Here is a 20518-nt window from a genome sequence, read left to right as displayed (position 1 = left end):
CAGGAAGGGTTCATCCATGTTCTTCGTATCCGGGAAAATGCCCGCAGCTTCGCGTGCAAAGAACGCGGCTCTCGGCGCCGGCCTCGCGGTCGCGGCATCGCTGCTGCTGGCCTCCGGCGCCATGGCGCAGTCGGCGACCCAGGTCGGCACGCTGAAATGCGACGTCTCCGGCGGCGTTGGCCTGATCCTGGTCGAAAAGCAGACCATGACCTGCCAGTTCGTCCCGGCGCAGAACGCCGGTCCCACCAACAATTACACCGGCAAGATCGAAACCTTCGGCGTCGCGCTCGGCGGTGTCGAGCAGGGCCACCTGATCTGGGGCGTGATCGCCCAGACGAACAATGCACCGGCGGTCGGCGCCCTGGCCGGCAAGTATGTCGGCGCCAGCGCCGACGCAGCCTTCGGTCCGGGCCTCGGCGCCAATGTTCTGGTCGGCGGCTCGGGCGATGCGTTCGCGCTGCAGCCGATCTCGGTCGAAGGTGAAATCGGCATCAACATCGCCGCCGGCGTCACGCAGCTGACGCTCGTCTCCGCCCCCTGATCCCGGCAAGACGACAGGTCGACACGGCGCGCGACAGGGTGGCGCGCCGTTCTGTTTGTGCGGTCGGTCGAGACGATGCCGAACTCGGGCCTCGCGATCGAAAGATGGCAGGGAGCCCTTCCCGCAAAGCCGGCCCGTGTGGCCCGGTCGACCCTTCACCGCGCCAGACGAGCCGTGTAACAGTACCGCCAGCACGCCGGGGCAAGTTGCTGGCGGATCGAATGGCTTGCGGGGTCTCCGTGTCGTCAGTTGCGCGTTACCTTTCCAGGGCCGTTCTGCTCCTCGGACTGTCCCTGGGCCTTGCCGCCTGCGCGTCAAGGCCGCAGGGCGTCCTGGCGCCCGTCAAGGCCAATGCCGCCGTGGCGCAGAAGGTCGACCTGCTGGTGGCCACCACCCGGGCGCCGGTGGCGGAGCCCGGCGTCTATTTCAACGGCGAGCGCGGGCCGGATCTCTCGCTCAGCAACATCGTCGTCTCGATCCCCGACCAGCGCCCGGTCGGCAGCATCCAGTGGCCCAACCGCGTGCCGGGCGATCCGGCGCGGGATTTCGTCACCACCCAGGTGACGCCGATGCAGCCGGACCAGGCCAAGGCCTGGTTCAAGCGCACCGCCGGCAAGCCCAAGCGCGTTCTGATCTTCGTGCATGGCTTCAACACGCAGTTCGCCGACAGCGTCTTCCGCTTCGCGCAGATCGTGCATGACACCGATGCCAATGTCGCGCCGATCCTGTTCTCGTGGCCGTCGCGCGGCAGCGTCTTCGACTATAATTACGACCGCGAAAGCGCCAATTATTCCCGCTCCGAGCTGGCTTCCGTCATCCTCGCCGCCGCCAACAGCCCGGCCGTTTCCGACGTCACCATCATGGCCCACTCGATGGGAGGTTGGCTTGCCGTCGAGTCTCTGCGCCAGATCGCGCTGCAGCAGGGGCGCGTGCCCGCCAAGGTGTCGAACCTCATCCTTGCCTCGCCGGATCTCGACATCGACGTCTTCCGCAAGCAGGTGCTGGAGATGGGCCCCAAACGGCCGCACATCACCCTGTTCGTATCGCAGAACGACCGGGCCCTGCGTCTGTCGCGCCTGCTTTCCGGCCGGATGACGCGGCTTGGCGCCGTCGACATCACGCGCGAGCCCTACCTGTCGCAGATGGAATCGGCTGCCAACATCACGGTGCTCGACCTGACGGCGCTGCAGAACGGCGACCGGCTCAATCACAGCAAGTTCGCCACCAGCCCGGAGGTGGTGCAACTGATGGGCGACCGCCTGATCCAGGGGCAATCGGTGACGGATTCCACCCTCGGCAGCGCGGGTGGCCTCGGCGCCACGACACTGGGCGCGGGCCAGGTGCTCGGTTCGGCCGCCGGGGCGGTCCTGACGGCGCCGATCCTGATCTTCGAGAGCGCCGGACGGAAATAGGCGTTACGCCACGCGACATTGGGGTAGCGCAAGGGAGCCGGTGTGGCGCCCTTCCCTCGCCTTGCCCGGACGAAGAGGTCGATGCAGTTTCCCACCGTCGAGTGCCTATCTCCACTCCCGACAGCCTGAGGCGGCTTGCGAAGCAGGCCGTCTCGAAGGACGCACGGTCGAAGGGCAAATCTCCGGGCTGCTGCCGCTCTGCGGCTTCGAGACAGCCCTCCGGACCTGCTCGGCACGTCAGGGCTGAGCGATCTGCCCGAGGCGGGGCGGGAAAGCCGGTCGGCTCGCCAACCAAAAAGGGCCGCGGAATACCGCGGCCCTTTTTGGTTCGTCACCCGGACAAGCGTCAGGCGGCCGTAACCGCCGGGGTCGCGGCGACGGGTGGCTTCGGCGCCGCCTCGCCTTCCTTGCCGCGATAGAAGGTCACGTACAGCGTCGGCAGGAACACCAGCGTCAGCAGGGTCGCGACCAGGAGACCGCCCATGATGGCGAAGGCCATGGGACCCCAGAAGATCGTCGCCGCGATCGGGATCATGCCGAGCACGGTCGAGATCGCCGTCAGCATGATCGGCCGGAAACGCGACACCGTCGCTTCGAGCACGGCATCCCAGATCGAGAGGCCGCGCGCCCGCTCCGCCTCGATCTGCTCGATCAGGATCACCGCATTCTTGGCGATCAGGCCGAGCAGCGAGAGAATGCCGAGGATGGCGACGAAGCCGAGCGGCCGGTTGAACAGGAACAGGGCGCCGACCACGCCGATCAGGCCCATCGGCACGACGCAGAGCACGATGAACAGCCGGCCGAAGCTCTGCAATTGCGCCATCAGGAACGAGACCATCAGGAACAGCATGATCGGCACGACCGCCATCACGGACTGCAGCGATTGCGCGCTCTCCTCGACGACACCGCCAACGGCGATGTTGTAGCCGGGCGGCAAGGTGGCCCGCAGCGCCTCGACGGAATCCGTCAGCTCGGCCACGACCGCCTCGGGCGACCCGCCAGGGCGGACGTCCGACTGCACGGTCAGCGTCGGCACGCGGTCCCGGCGCCAGATCAGCGGATATTCCTGACCGTAGTCGAACGTGGCGAACTGGCTGAGCGGCACCGTCCGGCCGTTCGGCAGCGGCACCTGCAGCGTCTGCAGGTTGGCGAGCGAGACACGCTGCTCGTCGGTGGCGCGCGCGATGACGTCAACGAGGTAGATGTCGTCGCGAACCTGCGTGACCGTGGTTCCGGTCACCACCGCGTTCAGCGCGGAAGCCAGCGCCTGCGAGCTGAGCCCGAGCAGGCGCGCCTGGTCCTGGTCGATCTTGACGCGCACCATGCGCGCCGGCTCCATCCAGTCGAAGTTGACGCGCTTGGTGTCCGGATTGGCCGAGACGATCTGGGCAAGCCGCATCGAGATGTCGCGCACCTGGTCGACGTCCGGTCCGCTGACGCGGTACTGCACCGGCCAGCCGACCGGCGGCCCGAGCTCGAGCGGGGCGACGCGCGAAACCGAGTCCGGGAACTGTTCCGCGAGCTTGGTCTCCAGACGCTCTTCCAGCCGCAGCCGCGCGTCGACGTCCTTGGCGATGACCACCGCCTGGGCGAAGAACTCGTTCGGAAGCTCGACATTGAGCGGCAGGTAGAAGCGGATCGCGCCGCGGCCGATATAGGTGCTCCAGCGCTCGACGTCCGGGTCGTCGCGCATGATGGCGTCGAACCGGGCCGAGACCTCGCCGCTCTGATAGATCGACGCATTCTGCGGCAGGCGCAGGTCCACCATCAGCTCGGTGCGGTCGGATGCCGGGAAGAACTGCCGCGGCACGTGAGGCAGCAGCAGAAGCGCACCGACGAAGCAGGCAAGCGTCAGGCCGATCGTGATCCAGCGCATCCGCATCGCGGTGAGCAGGATCGAGCGGAACACCCGCACGATGATGCCGACCTTGTTGGGATCGGGCTTCTCTTTCGGCGCCTTGAGCAGGACGGCGCCGATCAGCGGCGAGAAGATCACCGCGCCAAGCCAGGACACGACGAGCGCGATGCCGACGACGGCGAAGATCGAAAAGGTGTATTCGCCGGCCGACGAACGCGCAAAGCCGATCGGCACGAAGCCGGCGGCGGTGACCAGCGTTCCCGTCAGCATGGCAAGCGCCAGTGTCCGGAACGTATTCGCCGCCGCATCCTCCTTGGTCTCGCCGGCCGCCAGCCTCGATGTCATCGAGTCGACGGTCGTCATCGCATCATCGACCAGCAGGCTGAGCGCGATGATCAGCGCGCCGAGCGAAATGCGCTGCAAATCGATGCCGACGATGTTCATGACGGCGAACACCATGGCGAGCGAAATCGGGATAGCCAGCGCCACCACCGTGCCGGCACGGATGCCGAGGCTGACGAAGCTCACCACCGCGATGATGGCGATCGCCTGCCACAGCGAGGTGGTGAAATCGCCGATCGCCTCATCGACGACGACGGCCTGGTCGGCAACCAGCGATGGCTGGATGCCGAGCGGCAGCTGCGCGGTGATTTCCGCCATCGCACTGCGGATGTTCTTGCCGAGCGCGAGGATGTCACCGCCGTCGCGCATGGCGATGCCGAGACCGATCGCCGGCTGGCCATCGACGCGGAACTGCGGCTGCGGCGGGCTCGCATAGCCGCGACGGACTTCGGCGATGTCGCGCAGGCGAATGAGCCGGCCATTGGCGACGACGTTGAGGTCGAGCAGGTCCTGCTCGTTCTGGAAGGCGCCGGAAACGCGCAGCGAAATGCGCTCCTCGCCGGTTTCGAGCACGCCTGCCGGGCTGACGACGTTCTGCGCCCGCAGCGCATTCAGAAGCGCCTGCCGGTCGATGCCCATGCCCGCGAGCTGCTTGGTCGAGAATTCGACGAAGATCTTCTCGTCCTGCGCGCCGATGATCTCGATCTGCGAGACATCCGGCACCTGCAGCAGGCGGGAGCGGGCCGCCTCGACATAATCGCGCAGTTCGCGATGCGAGAAGCCGTCGGCGGTGAAGCCGTAGATGATGCCGAACGTGTCGCCGAACGAGTCATTGAAGAACGGCCCGAGCACGCCGGAAGGCAAGGTCTGGCGGATGTCGCCGATGCCCTTGCGCACCTCGTACCAGACGTCCGGGACCTCGGCCGAAGTCACGTCCTGGCGCAGATTGACGAACAGCGTCGTGCTCCCGGCGCTGGTCGAGCTTCGGACGTCTTCGACCTCGGGAATTTCCTGGATCTTGCGTTCGAGCCGCTCGGTGACCTGGTTGAGCGTGTCCTCGATCGTCGCGCCGGGCCAGACGGCATGCACGATCATCGTCTTGATGGTGATCGGCGGGTCTTCATTGCGGCCGAGGCTGATGAAGGAGGCGATGCCCGCCACCATCACCGCGATCATCCAGTAGATGACGAAGGAGCGATGGTTGAGCGACCAGGCAGAGAGGTTGAAGCCGCTCATTTGGCGGATCCGAGCAGGCGGACCTTCTGGCCCGGATGAAGCGCCTGGACGCCGGCGGTGACGACGATGTCGCCGGTATCGATGCCGCTGGAGACGATCACGGTCGCCGGATCGTGCCGGACGATCTCGATATTGCGCAGCGAAACGGTCGAGGCGACCGGATCGACCACCCACACGGCCGGGTTCTGCTCGGCAGTCGTCAGCGCGCTCGCGGGAAGCGAGATCACGGGCACCGAGTCCATGACCATGGTGCCGGTCACCGTCGAGCCGAGGCGAAGGCCGGCGGGCGGGTTGTCGAGGCCGACGCGGACGGGGAAGTTGCGCGTCTGCGCATTGGCCTGGGGGGCGATTTCGCGGACGCGGCCAACGGCCGAGACGGAGGGATCGTCGGTGAGGCGGACACTGACCACCGGATCGCTCGGCGCCGTACGCAGCATCTGGGCCGGCACGTCGAAGACGGCGTCGCGGCCATCCTGGCGAGCGAGCTGGACGATCATCTGCCCGGCCTGGACCACTTCGCCGGGCTCGGCGCCGCGGGCGGTGATCGTGCCGGAAACGTCGGCCTTCAGCTCGGTGAAGGCAACGCGATCGCTGGCGATCTCGAGCTGGGCCTCGGTGTTGTCGACCTGCGCCTGCGCAGTCTGCAGCGCCTGCTGCGCCTGATCGAAATTGGCGCGGGTGGTGAAGCCGTTGCGAAGCAGATGTTCCTGGCGTCCAAAGGCGTTGCGCGCCTGGACCAGCTGGGCCTCGGCCGCGACATTCGCCGCCTGCGCCGAACGCAGCGCGTTCAGTTCGTTGACGGGGTCGAGCCGGGCCAGAACCTGGCCGGCCTCGACGCGGTCGCCGACATTGACCGGCCGCTCGATCATCCGGCCGCCGATGCGGAAGGCCATGGCGGCCTCGTTCTGCGCTTCGATCTGGCCGGTGAGGACGACCTTCTCCCCGGCCTTCTCGCGCGTGGCGATCACGGTCCTGACCGGGCGGATTTCCGGAGCCTGGGTTTCGGCTTCCCTCTGGCAGGCCGCCAGAACGGGGGCCGCGACAAACAGGACAGCGGCGATGCGCATCAAGCCACGCACGCTCTTCCGACGATCGGCCGGTTTCGTCACGAAATACCCCCACACCAAAAAATGCCCGGGGATCCTGGCTCGGGTGAAATCGCACCTCTCAGCCACGCTTCACCCCGGAACCGACACGCCATCTGGCGCAAGATAAACTCTTGTCTGGAACGAGACCCGAAAGCAGTCAAGAGCGGAGCTCGACATGCCACCGAGGGCCCTACCGGACCGATGGCAGCCAGACACACGCGGCGGAACCTAGCGGCTCGCTCGCCCAAAGGCATGAGCCCGGCGTCCCGCCCCTGTGCCGCGCATCCCAAACACACCCCCGATTGATGCAGTGCAGCAGCCGAAGCGGGCCCCACCCCGCTTCAAACCTGTGACCTAGGCGCGGAGCCGCCGCAGCAGTTCGCCGAAATCCGTGCTCCCATCACCGTCGTCCAGCCGCCGGGTGGCGGACGCAATCGGCGCGCCGACGGCGGCGGCAAGGCGGGCTTCGCTGGGGCTGTGGCCGAACTCCTGCTTGAAGGCGCGGCTGAATCCGGAGGCGTCGCTGAAGCCGAGGCTCTCGGCGATCTGGATAATCGGTGTATGGCTGGCGACATCGGACAGGGCCGCATGGGCCGCCAGCAGCCGCTGCCGATGGATATAGCGGGCCACGCCGCCGAAGGGCTCGAACATCCGGTAGAGCCGCGAACGGGACACGCCGAGCGCCTGGCCGAGCTTTTCCGGACCGAAGGTGACGGAGCGCAGATTCTGGCTGACGATCGCCCGCGCCCGCTCCATCAAGGTGGCGACGATCGCGCCCTGGGCGATCTCGATCCGGTCCAGGGACGGGCGGACACAGGCGGCGATCATGGCGCGCGTGGCCTCAACCACGTTTGGAAGATCCTCGACCGCGACATCGGGCAATCGCTTTTCGAGACTGAGGAAATAGTCGCCAAGCAGGGCGCCGATTCCCCGATCGGCCACCGTATCGATCGCGTGATCGATGCCGCCCAGATTGCCGCCGAAGAGTTCCCGCGGCGCATAAAGCGTCAGCACGCTGGTGTCCTTGGCGGCGCCGTCGAAGGGCCTGCCCAGCGAACGGAAGAAGAGCTGCCGGGGCTCGGCCGGACTGTCCGGCAAGGACGGCGCCGTGCCGTCATTCACCAGCACGAAGCACCAATGGTCGAGCGGGTTTTTCTTGACGTGCTGCCAGACGCGGGTCTGCCCGTCTGCCGGCAGGCGGGCCCGCGTCAGCGCGAAGCCGCCGACATCCCAGACGCGCTGTTCAGCGTCGAATCCGCCGTCGCGGTCGCCGGCGAGGTCAAGATCGATGACAGGCGACATCAGGGTGCGCCACGCCTCGAACTGGCTGCGGACAGGGACAGACCGGGTACTGAAATAGTGCGGCGTAATTCGCGTGGTGGAGACTTCCAGGGGGACCGCTGACAACGGTTCGGGAACACTCTTCATCGCACCCGTCGACTCCGATCCAAACGGAAACACGCCGCCAGCTTGGCCATTTCCTATCAATACAAGTTGCGTGTGACAAATGATATGGATCAATATCGCAGTGCAGCATTACCCTTAGGGAATGGCGCGTGGTCGCTTCCGCGATTCGCTTGTCCACCTGTCTCGGCGAGGTCCGATGTCCCGTGCACCGAAAAGCCCGAAGCGCTCCGCTTCCGCCCCGCTTCTGGTCGACCTCGCGCTGCAGGGCGGCGGTTCGCACGGCGCCTTCACCTGGGGTGTGCTGGAGCGGCTGCTCGAGGAACCCTCGCTGAGGATCGACGGCATCTCGGGCACCTCGGCGGGCGCGATGAACGCCGCCGTGCTGGCGGACGGCTATGCCGCCGGTGGCGCCGAGGGCGCGAAGACGGCCCTCGAAGCCTTCTGGCGAGCCGTTTCGAAGGCGGCGCGCTTCAGTCCCTTCCAGCGCAGCCCGATGGACGTGCTGCTCGGCCGCTGGTCGCTCGACCATTCGCCCGCCTATGTCGCCGTAGACCTGATGTCGCGCGTCTTCTCGCCCTATGATCTGAACCCGAGCGGCAAGAACCCGCTGCGGGACCTGCTCGCCGCGAGCATCGACTTCGAGCGGCTCGCGCGCTCGCCGGTTCGCCTTTTCATCACCGCCACCAACGTCCATACCGGCCGAGGCCGCATCTTCCGCAATCCCGAGATCACCGCCGACGTGCTGCTCGCCTCGGCCTGCCTGCCGACCATGTTCCAGGCCGTGGAGATCGACGGCGTCCCCTATTGGGACGGTGGCTATGCCGGCAACCCGACGATCACGCCGCTGGTTCGCGAAAGCGATGCCAGCGACGCCATCCTGGTACAGATCAATCCGCGCGAAAGGCTGGAAACGCCCAAGACGGCGCCGGAGATCATGAACCGCCTCAACGAGATCTCGTTCAATTCGCCGCTGATGAAGGAACTGCGCATGATCGCGCTGCTGCGCCAGGTCGCGGATCCCGGCCATGGCGAAGGCGCGCGCTGGGCCGGCATGCGGACGCACCGGATCATGACCGAGATGATGGTCGATCTCAGCGCCTCGTCGAAGCTGAATGCCGAATGGGCGTTCCTGTCGATGCTGCGGGCGGAGGGCCACCGCGCCGCGAGCGCCTTTCTCGACGAGCACGGCCACGATCTCGGCCAGCGCTCGACCGCCGATCTCGACGTGCTGCTGGGGGAGTGCTGAAGGATGGGACTGCTCGGCATCCTTCTCGGCCTCGGCCTGCTGATCTGGCTGGCGTTCCGGGGCTGGAGCATCCTGCTGCTGGCGCCAATCGCCGCCCTGATCGCGGCGCTCTTTTCCGGCGAGCCGCTGCTGGCGCACTGGACGCAGACCTTCATGGCGAGCGCCGCGCAATTCCTGGCGCAATTCTTCCCGATCTTCCTGCTCGGCGCGCTGTTCGGCAAGCTGATGGAAGACAGCGGCTCGGTCACGGCGATCGCCAACACCATGGTCGAGAAGCTGGGCGAGCGGCGGGCGATCCTCGCGGTCGTCCTGGCCGGCGCGCTCGTCACCTATGGCGGCGTGAGCCTGTTCGTCGCCTTCTTCGTGCTGGCGCCGATGGCGATCGCGCTGTTCCGGCGCGCCGGCATTCCGCGCCGCCTGATGCCGGCGGCGATCGCGCTCGGCACCTCGACCTTCACCATGTCCGCCCTGCCCGGCACGCCGGCGATCCAGAACGCCATCCCGATGCCGTTCTTCGGCACGACACCCTTCGCCGCCCCCGGCCTCGGCATCATCGCCTCGGCGATCATGCTCGCCTTCGGCCTCTGGTGGCTCTCGCGGGCCGAGGCCCGGGCGCGCCGCGCCGGCGAGGGGTTTGGCGACCCCGCCGAGATCGTCGTCGATGATGCGTTGATCCGCGAGCGGGCGACCGTCGCGCATGAATTCGATCCCGCCGAAATCAGCCATGGCGCCCAGAGCCCGAGCGCGCCGCCGATCTGGCTCGCCGCCCTTCCACTGGGGATGGTGATCGTCGTCAACCTGGTCATGAGCTTCGTCGTGCTGCCGCGCCTCGATACGGCCTATCTGGCCGAGCCGGCCTGGGGCTCCACCTCGATCACCGCGGTCGGCGGCGTCTGGTCGGTGATCGTCGCGCTGACCGCCGCCATTCTGACGCTGCTCGCCGTCAGCGGTCGCCGCCTGCCGACCCTGCGGGCCACGATAGACGCGGGCGCGAACGCCTCGGTGCTGCCGGCCTTCAGCGTCGCCAGCCTCGTCGGCTTCGGGGCCGTCGTCGCCGCGGTGCCGGCCTTCGCGCTGGTGCGCGACTGGGTGCTGTCCATCGATGGCGGCCCTCTGGTCTCACTGGCGTTCGCCACAAACATCCTGTCGGCGCTGACCGGCTCGGCCTCCGGCGGCCTGACCATCGCGCTCGACGCGCTCGGTGGCACCTACATGAAGCTTGCCGCCGAACACGGCATCGACCCGGCCCTGCTGCACCGGGTCGCCGTGATCGGCGCCGGCACGCTCGACAGCCTGCCGCATAATGGCGCCGTGGTGACGCTGCTCGCCGTCTGCGGCTCGACGCACGGCAAAAGCTATTTCGATATCGTCATGGTTGGTATCGTCGGTGCATTAATCGCTCTGGCGGCAGTGATTCTGCTCGGCTCCGCTTTCGGATCCTTCTGATACGCGTCAAAGATCGACCCAGGGCCCGCGGAGGCTCGGCAGAACAGGTATAGGCTGACGTGACGACCGTTGCAGTTCCCGGATTTCTGAGCCTGACGATCGCGATCGTCGTCTTCTTCGTCGGCACGGGCCTCAACCGCTGGATCGCACCGCTGCGGCGCTGGAACATACCGGAGGCGGTGACCGGCGGCCTGCTGGCGGCGCTTGTCACGCTGGTCGCCTACCGGGTGTTCGACACCAGCATCTCCTTCGATCTCGCCGCCCGCGACATGCTGCTGCTCTATTTCTTCACCGGCATCGGCCTCAACGCCCGGCTCGACGACCTGCTCTCCGGCGGCAAGCCGCTGCTGATCCTGCTGGCGCTGACGCTGATTTTCCTGGTCATCCAGAACCTGATCGCCGCCGGCAGCGTCGCGTTGCTGGGTCTTCCGGACGGCATCACCGTCCTCCTCGGCTCCGCCTCCCTGATCGGCGGCCATGGCACGGCGATCGCCTGGGCACCGATGATCGCCACGCAGTTCGGCCTGCAGAACGCGATGGAAGTCGGCGTTGCCGCCGCCACGCTCGGCCTCGTCGTCGCCAGCCTGGTCGGCGGCCCGGTCGCCAGACTGCTGATCGCCCGCTACCACCTGAGCGGCCCCACCGCCATCAAGCCCATGGTCGGCCTGCCGAAGAGCGCCGAGCAGCCCGGCAAGGACGAGATCAGCCATATCAGCCTGCTGCGCACGATCCTGGTGCTCAACGTCGCGGTCCTGATCGGCTTCACGCTCGACGAGATCTTCACCGAATTCGGCATCCGCCTGCCGCTCTTCGTCGCCTGCCTGCTTGTGGCGATCGTGCTGACCAACACCATCCCGCGCGTGCTGCCGCAGGTCGCCTGGCCGACACGGACCCGCGCGCTGGCGCTGATTTCCGACCTGTCGCTGAATATCTTCCTCGCCATGTCCTTGATGAGCATGCAGCTCTGGACACTGGGCGACCTCGGCCCGTCGCTGATGCTCGTCCTCGGCCTCCAGACGGTCGCCGCGGTGCTCTACATGCTGTTCGTCGTCTTCCCGGCCATGGGCCGCAACTATGAGGCAGCGGTTCTTTCCGCCGGCTTCAGCGGCATCAGCCTCGGCGCGACGCCGACCGCGATCGCCAACATGACCGCCGTGACCAAGGTGCATGGCGCGGCGCCGATGGCCTTCATCATCCTGCCGCTGGTCTCGGCCTTCTTCATCGACATCGCCAACGCCTTCGCCATCGGCTTCTTCCTGCGCTGACGGCGAACGATCCCGGGCCGATCGCCGGAGTGAGAGGATCGGCCCGTGTCGCCGCTACGGCGGCGACACCGTTCCTTGATCCGGCTTCGACGGCATCAGAGCCTCGATCCGCTGGACCACGTAGGGAAAGAACGGATTCGACGAAATCCGCATCAGCGTATCCAGGCCGACGATCAACGTCCCGCGTTCGCCGCGCGAGGCGATATCCCCGAGATGAATGCCAAAATCATCCGCAGGGTCGGGATTCGTCCCGTAGAGCCCGTCCTCGACGGGAAACGGCAACGCGACATGCGACAGCGAATAGATGTCGGGGGGATAGACGAGATTGAGCGCCTGCTTCTGCTGCTCCGTCTGGCCGGGCTCCACGACCCGCGCCTCGACCAGATCGCCATCCGGCACCGCGTTGGTGATCACATCCATCCGGTAGCGGCGCGGCGCCGCCGGCAGGATACGCTCGACCGCCGTCTCGGCGGCCGTGCTCAGCAGCGGCCCGAGATCGGCGTTTCGATTGATGTCGAACAAGACCAGCTCGCTGCCGTTCTCGGGCAGATTCCCGTAGAGCATGGAAACCACGGCGGGCGCGCTGACGGTGAAATCGACGATCGACTGGAAGGTCAGCACCGGCGCCAGCTTGGCGAGCCGGTTGTCGCGAGCGAGCCGGGTGATCCGATCCTGCAGGACGGCGGTCAACTCGTAGGACTGGCGAGCCGCATTGACCGGAAACGAATTGTATTTGAACGGATTGAATTCCGGCATCAGCCCCAGCCAGGCCGCCTTGGCGAAGGCAGGGAAGATGGACGGCAGACCGGCGAGGCCGGCGAAGCGGGCGAAGCGCGTGACACCGACCATCGGCGAGAACAGCACCAGTTGGTCCGGCCGGGCAAGGGCCGGATTGTCGAGCGCATCCAGCGCATAGAGCAGTGCCAGCGCGCCGCCATTCGAATAGCCGACGAGATGCAGCGGCCTCTCACCGCCGGCCAGTCGCCGCGCCTCGCGCACCGCGAGCCGGGTTGCCGCCAGCCACTGTTCCCAATGAACCGTCGTCAGCCCGGCCGGAACCGTTCCGTGGCCGGGCACGCGCAAGCCAACCGCGACGAAGCCGTTATCCCGGTAGAGCTTCGCGATATGGCGAAGGCTGTAGGGGGAATCGGTCAATCCGTGCAGCAGGACCACCGCGCCGACCGGCGGACCTTCCGGCGTCAATAGGAAGGACCGGTTCCAGTCCGTCTGGAAGTGGGGCGGATAGAGCGGGCTGCCGTCGAAATAGCGATTGGCCCGGAGTTGCTGGGCCCGCTTCAGCTTGTCCGTCACATGGGTGCGAACGTCCTCGAACGCCGCCTGCTCCGCCTTGAGATAATCCTCCCAGTTGGCCCCATCCAGTTGCTTCACCGAGAGCTCGTGCGGCGCATGTTTGTGCCAGAGCTGCAACGGCGGGCCGCGCAGCACATCGACGACCCGGGCGGCCAGCAGCGTCAGGGCGATCACGACAAGGATGACCGTTGCGCGCTTCAGATAGCGCAGAAACCGGCGGGTCATGGAGCGGGACGTCTCCGAGAAAGGCAGCATCGAGATGACGTCCGCATGGCAGCGAGGCCCTGCAGACGGTCCATCTTCAATGGGCGACAATCAAGGCCGACGCAACCACGGATCGCAGGCGAGCGCGGTGGCCGATAGCCCCGCCTAGTAGTCGACCGCGTCGCGGGTGATCGGGCAGGTCATGCAATGGCCGCCGCCACGTCCGCGGCCGAGTTCAGCGCCGGTGATGGTGACGACCTCGATGCCTTCCTTGCGCAGCAGCGTGTTGGTGTAGGTATTGCGGTCATAGGCGTAGACGACACCTGGCGAGGCGCAGACGAGGTTCGCACCCGAATCCCACTGCGTGCGCTCGCGCATATAGGCGTTGCCGCCGGTCTCGACCACGCGCATTTTCTTCAGCCCGAGAGAGTCCCGCACCGTCTCGACGAAGGTACCCTTGTCCTTGGAAAGCTCGAGGCCGCCCTTGCCATCCGGCCGATACGAAAAGGCCTCGATGCCGTTGACGATATCGGGATACAGCAGCACGCAATCGCGGTCGGCGAAGGTGAAGACGGTATCGAGATGCATGGCCGCCCGCAGCTTCGGCATGGCGGCGACGATGACACGCTCGGCGCCGCCCTTGTCGAAGAGGGCCTGCGCGACCTGGCTGATCGCCTGGCGCGAGGTGCGCTCGCTCATGCCGATCAGCACATTGCCCTTGCCGATCGGCATGACGTCGCCGCCCTCGAAGGTGGCGAGGCCGTGGTCCTCGGTCGGATCGCCCCACCACACATTCACCTTGCCGGCGAAGTCCGGATGGAATTTGTAGATGGCGGTGGTGAGGATCGGCTCCTCGTGCCGCGCCGGCCAATAGAGCGCGTTCAGCGTTACGCCGCCATAGATCCAGCAGCTGGTGTCACGGGTATAGAGCGTGTTCGGCAGCGGCGGCAGGAGATACTCATTGGCGCCGGCCGCGTCGCGCACGAGCGCCATCATCTCGCCGCCCAGTGTCTCCGGGAATTCCTCGGTCGATAGCCCGCCGATCAGCGTCTCGGCCAACGCGCGCGGCGCCAGTCCTTCGAGATAGGACCGCACCTCGTCGACGAGGCCGAGACCGACCTGGTTCGGCACGACCTGGTTGTCGAGGATCCACTTCTTCGCCTCGGGAATCGCGACCGTCTCGGCGAGCAGATTGTGCATCTCCAGCACCTCGACGCCGCGATCGCGCATCTTGGTCATGAAGTCGAAGTGGTCGCGCTTGGCATTGTCGACCCACAGCACATCGTCGAACAGCAGATCGTCGCAATTGCTGGGCGTCAGGCGCTGATGCGCGCGGCCGGGCGCGCAAACCAGCACCTTGCGAAGCTGGCCGACTTCCGAGTGGACGCCAAACGGGGTTTCATTCGCCATGATGTGACTGCCTTTCCGTTCAAGGTGTGATGGCGCCGCTCAGCAGGCCGTAGGCCCCGATGAGACCCGCAACCAGCGTGACGCCGAAGACGATGAGCTCGGTGGAGGTGAACAGCCGTGCGTTCTGCTCGCGGCGCGCCCAGACGTAGAGGATCGTGCCGGGCACGAAGAGGACGGCGACCAGAAGCACGTATTTCAGGCCCGCGGCCACGAACATGACCAGCGTGTAGAAGACGGCGATCCAGGCGAAGATCTGATCGCGGCGGCGCTCGTTCGGTGTCGTCTCGTAGCCCTCGCCGCGACGGGCCAGCAGCACGCCGTAGCCCGCGACGAGCAAATAGGGCAGCAGCGCCGTGACGCTGGTCATGTCGAGCATGAAGTTGAAGGCGTCGCGAGACCAGTAGGTCGAGATGATGAACAGCGACACGACGCTGTTGGTCAGCCAGAGCGCATTGGCGGGAACGCGATTGCCGTTCTGGGCCGCAAACAGTCTCGGCATGTCCTTCGACTTGGCAGCGGCGAACAGCACTTCGGCGCAGATCAGCGACCAGGCGAGATAGGCGCCGAGCACCGAGATCAGGACGCCGATCGAGATGAACACCGCGCCCCAGTGGCCGACCACCAGTTCCAGCACGCCGGCCAGCGACGGGTTGGCAACGCCGGCGATCGCCGCGCGCGGGGCGGTGGCATAGGGCAGCAGCGTGATCGCGACCATCAGGCCGGTGACGCCGACAAAGCCCAGAATCGTCGCGGAGCCGACATCGGCGCGGGTCTTGGCGAAGCGCGAATAGACGCTCGCCCCTTCAATGCCCAGAAAGACGAACACCGTGATCAGCATGGTGTCGCGCACTTGGGCGACCAGCGTCTTCTCCGGCATGCCGATGCCCCCGAAGAAGTTCTCGGCGAACTGGTGGTAGTTGAAGGCGAAGATGAAGACGAGGATGGCGACCAGGATCGGCACGATCTTGGCGATCGTCACGATGGTGTTGATGAAGGCGGCCTGCTCGACGCCGCGCAGGATCATGAAGTGGAACAGCCAGATGCCGATCAGTGACACGATGATCGCCGTCGGCGAACTGCCGTCGCCGAAAAACTCCGGGAAGAAGCGGCCCAAGGTCGAGCCGATCAACACCCAGTAGAAGACGTTGCCGAGACAGCTTCCGAGCCAGTAACCAAACGCCGACAGGAAGCCCATATAGTCGCCGAAGCCAGCCTTGGCGTAGGCGAACACACCGGAGTCGATGTCCGGCCGTTTCTCGGCCAAGGCCTGGAATACGCGCGCCAGCATATACATGCCGGTGCCCGCGATCGCCCAGGCGATGATCGCGCCGAACGGGCCCGTCGCCGCTCCGAAACGTCCCGGCAGGTTGAAGATACCCGCCCCGACCATCGAGCCGACGACCATCGCGGTTAACGCCCCGAGAGACAACTTTCCAGTCGTCGACGACGCCATCTCGTTCCCCTCCCAAGATTCAAGGACTTGCAGACGTTATGCCCGCTTCAAGATGGAGGGGCATGAGCGTGGAATCCCAAGTCTAGTCGCAACGTGCCATTTTTTCGGCATCTGGCTCTTACGCTACGTCATATGCTCGAAATACCGCCCCGACAACGGCCAGAATGGCCATGCCGCGAGATGAAACCCGGGAAGAGCTTGGTCAAGGTCAGTAACTGGCGCGATAGCCGATCACAGAACGCCCAGTTCGCGAAGGCTCGTCACGACCAATTGCGCGCCGCCATTGGCAAGCAAGGTCACGGCGATCGCCGTCAGAAGAATGCCGGCAACGCGTGACAGGATCAGCCGCATCTGGGCAGAGACACGGCGATGGAGATGGCCGGCGGCGTAAAGGGTGACACCGGTGACAAGCGCATAGGCAAGGCCGGCCACCGTGAAGCGCAGTTCATCCGCGATGCTGTTGCCGCGCGAGGCGAAGGCGACGATCAGGCCGAAGCTCGTCCCGCCGACCGTGAGTGGAAAGGTCAGCGGCGTGAACAGAACCGACCGCCAGCTTTCCGACGCGCCGGGGGTATCCGGCGTCGCCGACGCCTGCTCCGGAACGACTTCCTCAATCCCGCGCATCATGGGCACGCCGGCATAGAGCAGCGCGATGCCACCGGTAACCGACAGCGCCGCCGTGCTGATACCCAGCAGGCGCAGCAGCGGCTCGCCGATCCAGATTGCCGCGAGGACGAAGATCACGACATTGGTAAACAGGCCGAGCGCCAGGCGAAGCTGATCCCTCTGGCTGAAGCGCCCGACCACCGGCAGATAGGAAGACAGCGCCGCCAGCGGACTGTAGAGCGCAAGCAGAGCCAGGAACATCAGCGCCGGATCGCTCGCGAAACTCCGCATATCGCCTCCTCGCCCCGGCCGAATCGACCACCGGCTTCCCGCATAGTCTGTCGCGGACGCACGGCCGACAACCCTTCCCCGGCGGCGGCGAGGGCATGCCATCGCCCACGCCCGGGCACCGGCCTCCAGCGCCACCACACTGGCTTGAAATTTGCTTGGAAGGAGGCCGCAGCGCTACCCGAAATCCGCATGCGCCCGGCTGCGGCGCGTCCCAAGCCCTGGAATCAGCATGACCTTCGATCTGGCCCTGCGCAACGCCCACCTGTCCGAGCGCGGCCATGAGCCCGTCGACATTGGCGTGATCGGAGGCAGAATTGCCGCGATCGGGCCCAGGCTCGGCCCGGCCCTGCGAAGCGAGGATGCCGGTGGCCGGCTCGTGCTGCCCGGCTTCGTCGACAGCCATATCCACCTCGACAAATCCTGCATCCTCGATCGCTGCACGGCGGAAGGGGCCCTCGTCGAGGCGATCGCCGAAGTGGCGCGGCTGAAGCGCGACTTCAGCGAAGACGACGTCTATGCCCGTGCCGAGGCAACGCTGGTGAAGGCGATCCTGCAGGGCACGATGCGTATCCGCACCCATGTCGAGATCGACCCGAGGATCGGCCTGCGCTCGTTCCAGGCGCTGAAACGCCTGCAGCGCGATTATGCCTGGGCGGTCGATCTCGAACTCTGCGTCTTCCCGCAGGAAGGGCTGCTGAACGATCCCGGCACGGAGGAACTGCTTTTCGAAGCCTGCGAAGCCGGCGCCGAGCTGATCGGCGGCTGCCCCTATACCGACAGCGATGCGGTCGCCCATATCGACCGCATCTTCGCGATCGCCGGCCGCTTCGATCTCGATATCGATTTCCACCTCGATTTCGACCTGGACCCGAGCTGGATGCATCTCGACGCGGTCATCGCCGCCACGGAGCGGACGGGATGGGGAGGCCGCGTCGCCGTCGGCCATGTGACCAAGCTTTCCGCCCTGCCGCCGGACGCGCTGACCGCCGTCGGAAACCGGCTCGCGGCGGCCGGCATCGCCGTCACCGTGCTGCCGGCGACCGATCTGTTCCTGATGGGGCGCAAGCAGGATCACAACGTGCCACGCGGCGTCGCCCCGGCGCATCGGCTGGCCGCGCTCGGCGTCACCTGCTCGCTCGCAACCAACAACGTCCTGAACCCGTTCACGCCCTTTGGCGACGGCTCGCTGACCCGCATCGCCAATCTCTACGCCAATGTGGCGCAGCTCGGCCGCAAGGCGGAGATGCTCTGCTGCCTCGACATGGTGACGGCGGGCGCGGCCCGGCTGATGCGATGCGCCGATTACGGCATCGACATCGGGAAGGCCGCCGATTTCGTCATCATGGACGCGACCGACTCCGCCTATGCGGTCGCCGAGATCGCGCAGCCGCTGATGGGCTTCAAGCGCGGCATCCAGACGTTCGAGCGCGCCGCCGCCCGCTTGATCCGTCCCTGACGATTTCCCTCGACGCACCGCCGCCCCCGGCTGCGCATTGACAAGGCCGGCGGGGTCCTGTCCGATCCGCTCCGGATTGGACAGAGAGGCTGGCGTGGTCGGAGAAGTGCGTCTGGGAACAATGGCGACCGTGGCGATGGTCGTCGTGCTGGCGAGCCTCGGACTGGTCGATGCCCTCGACCGCTTCGGCGCATGGCCGGTGCTGCCGGCGCTGTTTCCGCTCGTGCCGCTGGCGATCGCCGCGACCGTCGCGGTCGCCATGCGCTCTCTCGATTTCAACGACATCCTGCGGGGCGGCAACATCCAGTCCTCGAGCATGGGCTGGGCGCTGGGCGGCGCGGCCCTTTCCACCGTGGTGCTGGTCGCGAGCCCCGTCGGAACCGCGCTCGGCGGCGGGCGTGGCATCGTGCTGATCGCCGCCTTCGTGGTCGGCCTCGCGCTCGCGAGCCTTGTCGTCGCCCCCGCCATGCGATCGATGCGAACGACCACGCTGGCCGAGGCGATCGGCCTGCGGTTCGGCGCGCCGACGCGCGGCATCGCAGCGGTCGCCATCGTGCTGACGCTGCTGCCGCTGCTCGCCGCCGAGGCGACGCTGGCCGGAACCGTCGCGGCGCGCATGCTGGGCCTGTCGCCGCAGCTCGCCGAAGACATCATCCTGGGTCTGGCGGCCATCGCCTGTATCGCCGGCGGCCTGCGCGCGGCGATCGCGCTCGCCGCCGTGCTCGGCCCGGTGGTGGCGCTCTCCTATCTGGTGCCCGTGGCGGCGGTATCGCTGGGCGAAACCTGGCTGCCCATGCCCTGGATCGGCCTGGTCGAGCCGGAGACACTGACGACGGCGACGCGGATCCCGGATGTCGTCATCCTCGCCTTTTCGGTTTCGCTGGTGGCCGGCGTCGCGGTGATGCCCCCCCTGCTCTTCCCGGCCTGGACGACCGCCCAAAGGCCACCGGCGCGCCGGCATGTGCTTGGGGGCGTCGCCTTCGCGGCCATCATCCTGCTGGCGGCGCCGAGCTATGCCGTCTATGGCCGCCTCGCCGGCATCGACGCGGCGATCGATCCGCTCGGCCTCGTCGTCAGCTTCCCCGACCGCGTCGGCCTGTCCGCCATGCCTGCCGTGCTGCTGATCGGCGGGCTGCTCTCGGCCGCGCTGATCACCATCGCCATGGCGCTGGCGACCGCCGCGACGACGCTGGGGCACGATCTCTATGGCGGTTTCATCGAGCGCCGGGCGCCGGCCGGACGGCGCATCTTCATCAGTCGCCTCGGCATGATCCTCCTGGTCCTGGCGATCCTCGGGCTCGATCGCCTGTCGCTCGGCAGCGTCGCCATGCTGGCCGGCGTTTCGCTGTCGATCGCGGCCGCCAGCCTCGCCCCCGTGCTTTTGCTCGGCTGGCGCCTGCCCGCCGCGACCCCGGCCGCCGCCTTCGCGGCCATCGCGGTGGGGCTCTGGCTCACGGTCGCCAACGTGCTTCTCGCGCGCTTCGCGCCCGAATTCTCCGGCGCCTATCTCGGCATGGGCACCGTGACGCCGACCGTGCTCGGCCCGACCGGCTGGTTCGGCCTGCCGGTCGGGCTTTCCGGCCTGATCGGGCTTTGCTGCGGGCTGGCGACGCTGCTCGCCGTCTCGATCCTGCCGCGGGTGTCATGGCCATTGCTGTGGTTGCGCGTGCGCCATACGGCGCGACGGCTGAAGCGAAAGCTCGCCGCCGCCCGACCCAGGCGAGCCCCCTCGCCGGACGCCGCTCCGCCATCGGCTCCCCTCGCGGAGGCGGCTGCCGAACCCGCAGCGGCGGAGACCGCGCCGGAAACCGGCCCCAGGCCCGAAACCGGGACGGCGGTCGCCGCGTCGGCGGCCACGGTTCCGATGTTCGGCCCGTTCCCCGAATTCGCCGGCCCGACGGAGCCCGGCGCCCCCCACCCGATCCGTCGCCTTCCCGGAGTTTGAC

Annotated in this window: 14 protein-coding genes; 7 read left to right on the top strand and 7 right to left on the bottom strand. The window is 67.0% G+C overall.

Annotated features, from left to right (window positions below):
- Positions 1-16 precede the first annotated feature (16 nt).
- The gene (locus OSH10_RS06395; protein WP_266330799.1) at positions 17-541 is read left to right on the top strand and encodes a DUF992 domain-containing protein; all 525 of its coding nucleotides are present in this window, start codon (positions 17-19) and stop codon (positions 539-541) included.
- Positions 542-780: 239 nt separating this feature from the next.
- Positions 781-1953 (top strand): alpha/beta hydrolase, encoded by a 1173-nt coding sequence (locus OSH10_RS06390; RefSeq protein ID WP_266330798.1) that lies wholly within the window; start codon positions 781-783, stop codon positions 1951-1953.
- 346 nt (positions 1954-2299) lie between these two features.
- Here the strand turns inward: OSH10_RS06390 and OSH10_RS06385 are convergent, their stop codons facing one another.
- The 3 genes from OSH10_RS06385 to OSH10_RS06375 form a co-directional block, all read right to left on the bottom strand.
- Positions 2300-5389 carry an efflux RND transporter permease subunit gene (locus OSH10_RS06385; protein WP_266330797.1) on the bottom strand — a complete coding sequence of 1030 codons (3090 nt, stop codon included), beginning with the start codon at positions 5387-5389 and terminating at the stop codon, positions 2300-2302.
- Positions 5386-6456, bottom strand: a complete 1071-nt coding sequence (locus OSH10_RS06380; protein WP_266330796.1) for an efflux RND transporter periplasmic adaptor subunit — start codon at positions 6454-6456, stop codon at positions 5386-5388. The genes OSH10_RS06385 and OSH10_RS06380 overlap by 4 nt, the downstream gene beginning before the upstream one ends.
- A gap of 375 nt (positions 6457-6831) precedes the next feature.
- Positions 6832-7779, bottom strand: coding sequence for a helix-turn-helix domain-containing protein (locus OSH10_RS06375; RefSeq protein WP_266330795.1), 948 nt, complete (start codon positions 7777-7779; stop codon positions 6832-6834).
- A gap of 301 nt (positions 7780-8080) precedes the next feature.
- Between OSH10_RS06375 and OSH10_RS06370 the strand changes: the two genes are divergently transcribed.
- The 3 genes from OSH10_RS06370 to gltS are packed head-to-tail and all read left to right on the top strand — an operon-like array spanning position 8081 to position 11841.
- Positions 8081-9130, top strand: coding sequence for a patatin-like phospholipase family protein (locus OSH10_RS06370; protein WP_266330794.1), 1050 nt, complete (start codon positions 8081-8083; stop codon positions 9128-9130).
- A gap of 3 nt (positions 9131-9133) precedes the next feature.
- Positions 9134-10576, top strand: a complete 1443-nt coding sequence (locus OSH10_RS06365; RefSeq protein ID WP_266330793.1) for a GntP family permease — start codon at positions 9134-9136, stop codon at positions 10574-10576.
- 59 nt (positions 10577-10635) lie between these two features.
- A complete protein-coding gene (gene gltS / locus OSH10_RS06360) occupies positions 10636-11841 on the top strand; it encodes a sodium/glutamate symporter (protein ID WP_266330792.1) in 1206 nt (401 codons plus the stop codon).
- A gap of 54 nt (positions 11842-11895) precedes the next feature.
- Here gltS and OSH10_RS06355 read toward each other — a convergent pair whose 3' ends face one another.
- The 4 genes from OSH10_RS06355 to OSH10_RS06340 all read right to left on the bottom strand — a co-directional run bounded on the left by OSH10_RS06355 (position 11896) and on the right by OSH10_RS06340 (position 17116).
- Positions 11896-13377 (bottom strand): alpha/beta hydrolase, encoded by a 1482-nt coding sequence (locus OSH10_RS06355; RefSeq protein WP_266330790.1) that lies wholly within the window; start codon positions 13375-13377, stop codon positions 11896-11898.
- A gap of 144 nt (positions 13378-13521) precedes the next feature.
- Positions 13522-14766, bottom strand: coding sequence for an arginine deiminase (gene arcA / locus OSH10_RS06350; RefSeq protein ID WP_266330788.1), 1245 nt, complete (start codon positions 14764-14766; stop codon positions 13522-13524).
- 19 nt (positions 14767-14785) lie between these two features.
- A complete protein-coding gene (locus OSH10_RS06345; RefSeq protein WP_266330787.1) occupies positions 14786-16219 on the bottom strand; it encodes a basic amino acid/polyamine antiporter in 1434 nt (477 codons plus the stop codon).
- A gap of 231 nt (positions 16220-16450) precedes the next feature.
- Positions 16451-17116: a MarC family protein gene (locus tag OSH10_RS06340; protein WP_266330786.1), complete on the bottom strand. Its 666-nt coding sequence runs from the start codon at positions 17114-17116 to the stop codon at positions 16451-16453.
- A gap of 229 nt (positions 17117-17345) precedes the next feature.
- On the opposite strand from OSH10_RS06340, the gene OSH10_RS06335 reads away from it, so the two are divergent.
- Together OSH10_RS06335 and OSH10_RS06330 are read left to right on the top strand one after the other, a co-directional pair.
- Positions 17346-18572, top strand: a complete 1227-nt coding sequence (locus OSH10_RS06335; protein ID WP_266330785.1) for an amidohydrolase family protein — start codon at positions 17346-17348, stop codon at positions 18570-18572.
- A 106-nt stretch (positions 18573-18678) separates the two neighbouring features.
- Positions 18679-20517 carry a sodium:solute symporter family transporter gene (locus OSH10_RS06330; protein ID WP_266330784.1) on the top strand — a complete coding sequence of 613 codons (1839 nt, stop codon included), beginning with the start codon at positions 18679-18681 and terminating at the stop codon, positions 20515-20517.
- The last annotated feature ends 1 nt before the right edge of the window (position 20518 follow it).

Origin of the sequence: Kaistia defluvii (genome assembly GCF_026343955.1) — a bacterium.
GTDB lineage: Bacteria > Pseudomonadota > Alphaproteobacteria > Rhizobiales > Kaistiaceae > Kaistia > Kaistia defluvii.
This window is presented reverse-complemented; position numbering and strand designations above follow the sequence as displayed.

Coding starts and splice junctions, on each gene's coding strand:
- OSH10_RS06365 (WP_266330793.1), top strand. CDS start 9,134: ATGGGACTGCTCGGCATCCTTCTCGGCCTCGGCCTGCTGATCTGGCTG.
- OSH10_RS06370 (WP_266330794.1), top strand. CDS start 8,081: ATGTCCCGTGCACCGAAAAGCCCGAAGCGCTCCGCTTCCGCCCCGCTT.
- OSH10_RS06355 (WP_266330790.1), bottom strand. CDS start 13,377: ATGACCCGCCGGTTTCTGCGCTATCTGAAGCGCGCAACGGTCATCCTT.
- OSH10_RS06375 (WP_266330795.1), bottom strand. CDS start 7,779: ATGTCGCCTGTCATCGATCTTGACCTCGCCGGCGACCGCGACGGCGGA.
- OSH10_RS06335 (WP_266330785.1), top strand. CDS start 17,346: ATGACCTTCGATCTGGCCCTGCGCAACGCCCACCTGTCCGAGCGCGGC.
- OSH10_RS06385 (WP_266330797.1), bottom strand. CDS start 5,389: ATGAGCGGCTTCAACCTCTCTGCCTGGTCGCTCAACCATCGCTCCTTC.
- OSH10_RS06340 (WP_266330786.1), bottom strand. CDS start 17,116: ATGCGGAGTTTCGCGAGCGATCCGGCGCTGATGTTCCTGGCTCTGCTT.
- arcA (WP_266330788.1), bottom strand. CDS start 14,766: ATGGCGAATGAAACCCCGTTTGGCGTCCACTCGGAAGTCGGCCAGCTT.
- OSH10_RS06345 (WP_266330787.1), bottom strand. CDS start 16,219: ATGGCGTCGTCGACGACTGGAAAGTTGTCTCTCGGGGCGTTAACCGCG.
- OSH10_RS06395 (WP_266330799.1), top strand. CDS start 17: ATGTTCTTCGTATCCGGGAAAATGCCCGCAGCTTCGCGTGCAAAGAAC.
- OSH10_RS06380 (WP_266330796.1), bottom strand. CDS start 6,456: ATGCGCATCGCCGCTGTCCTGTTTGTCGCGGCCCCCGTTCTGGCGGCC.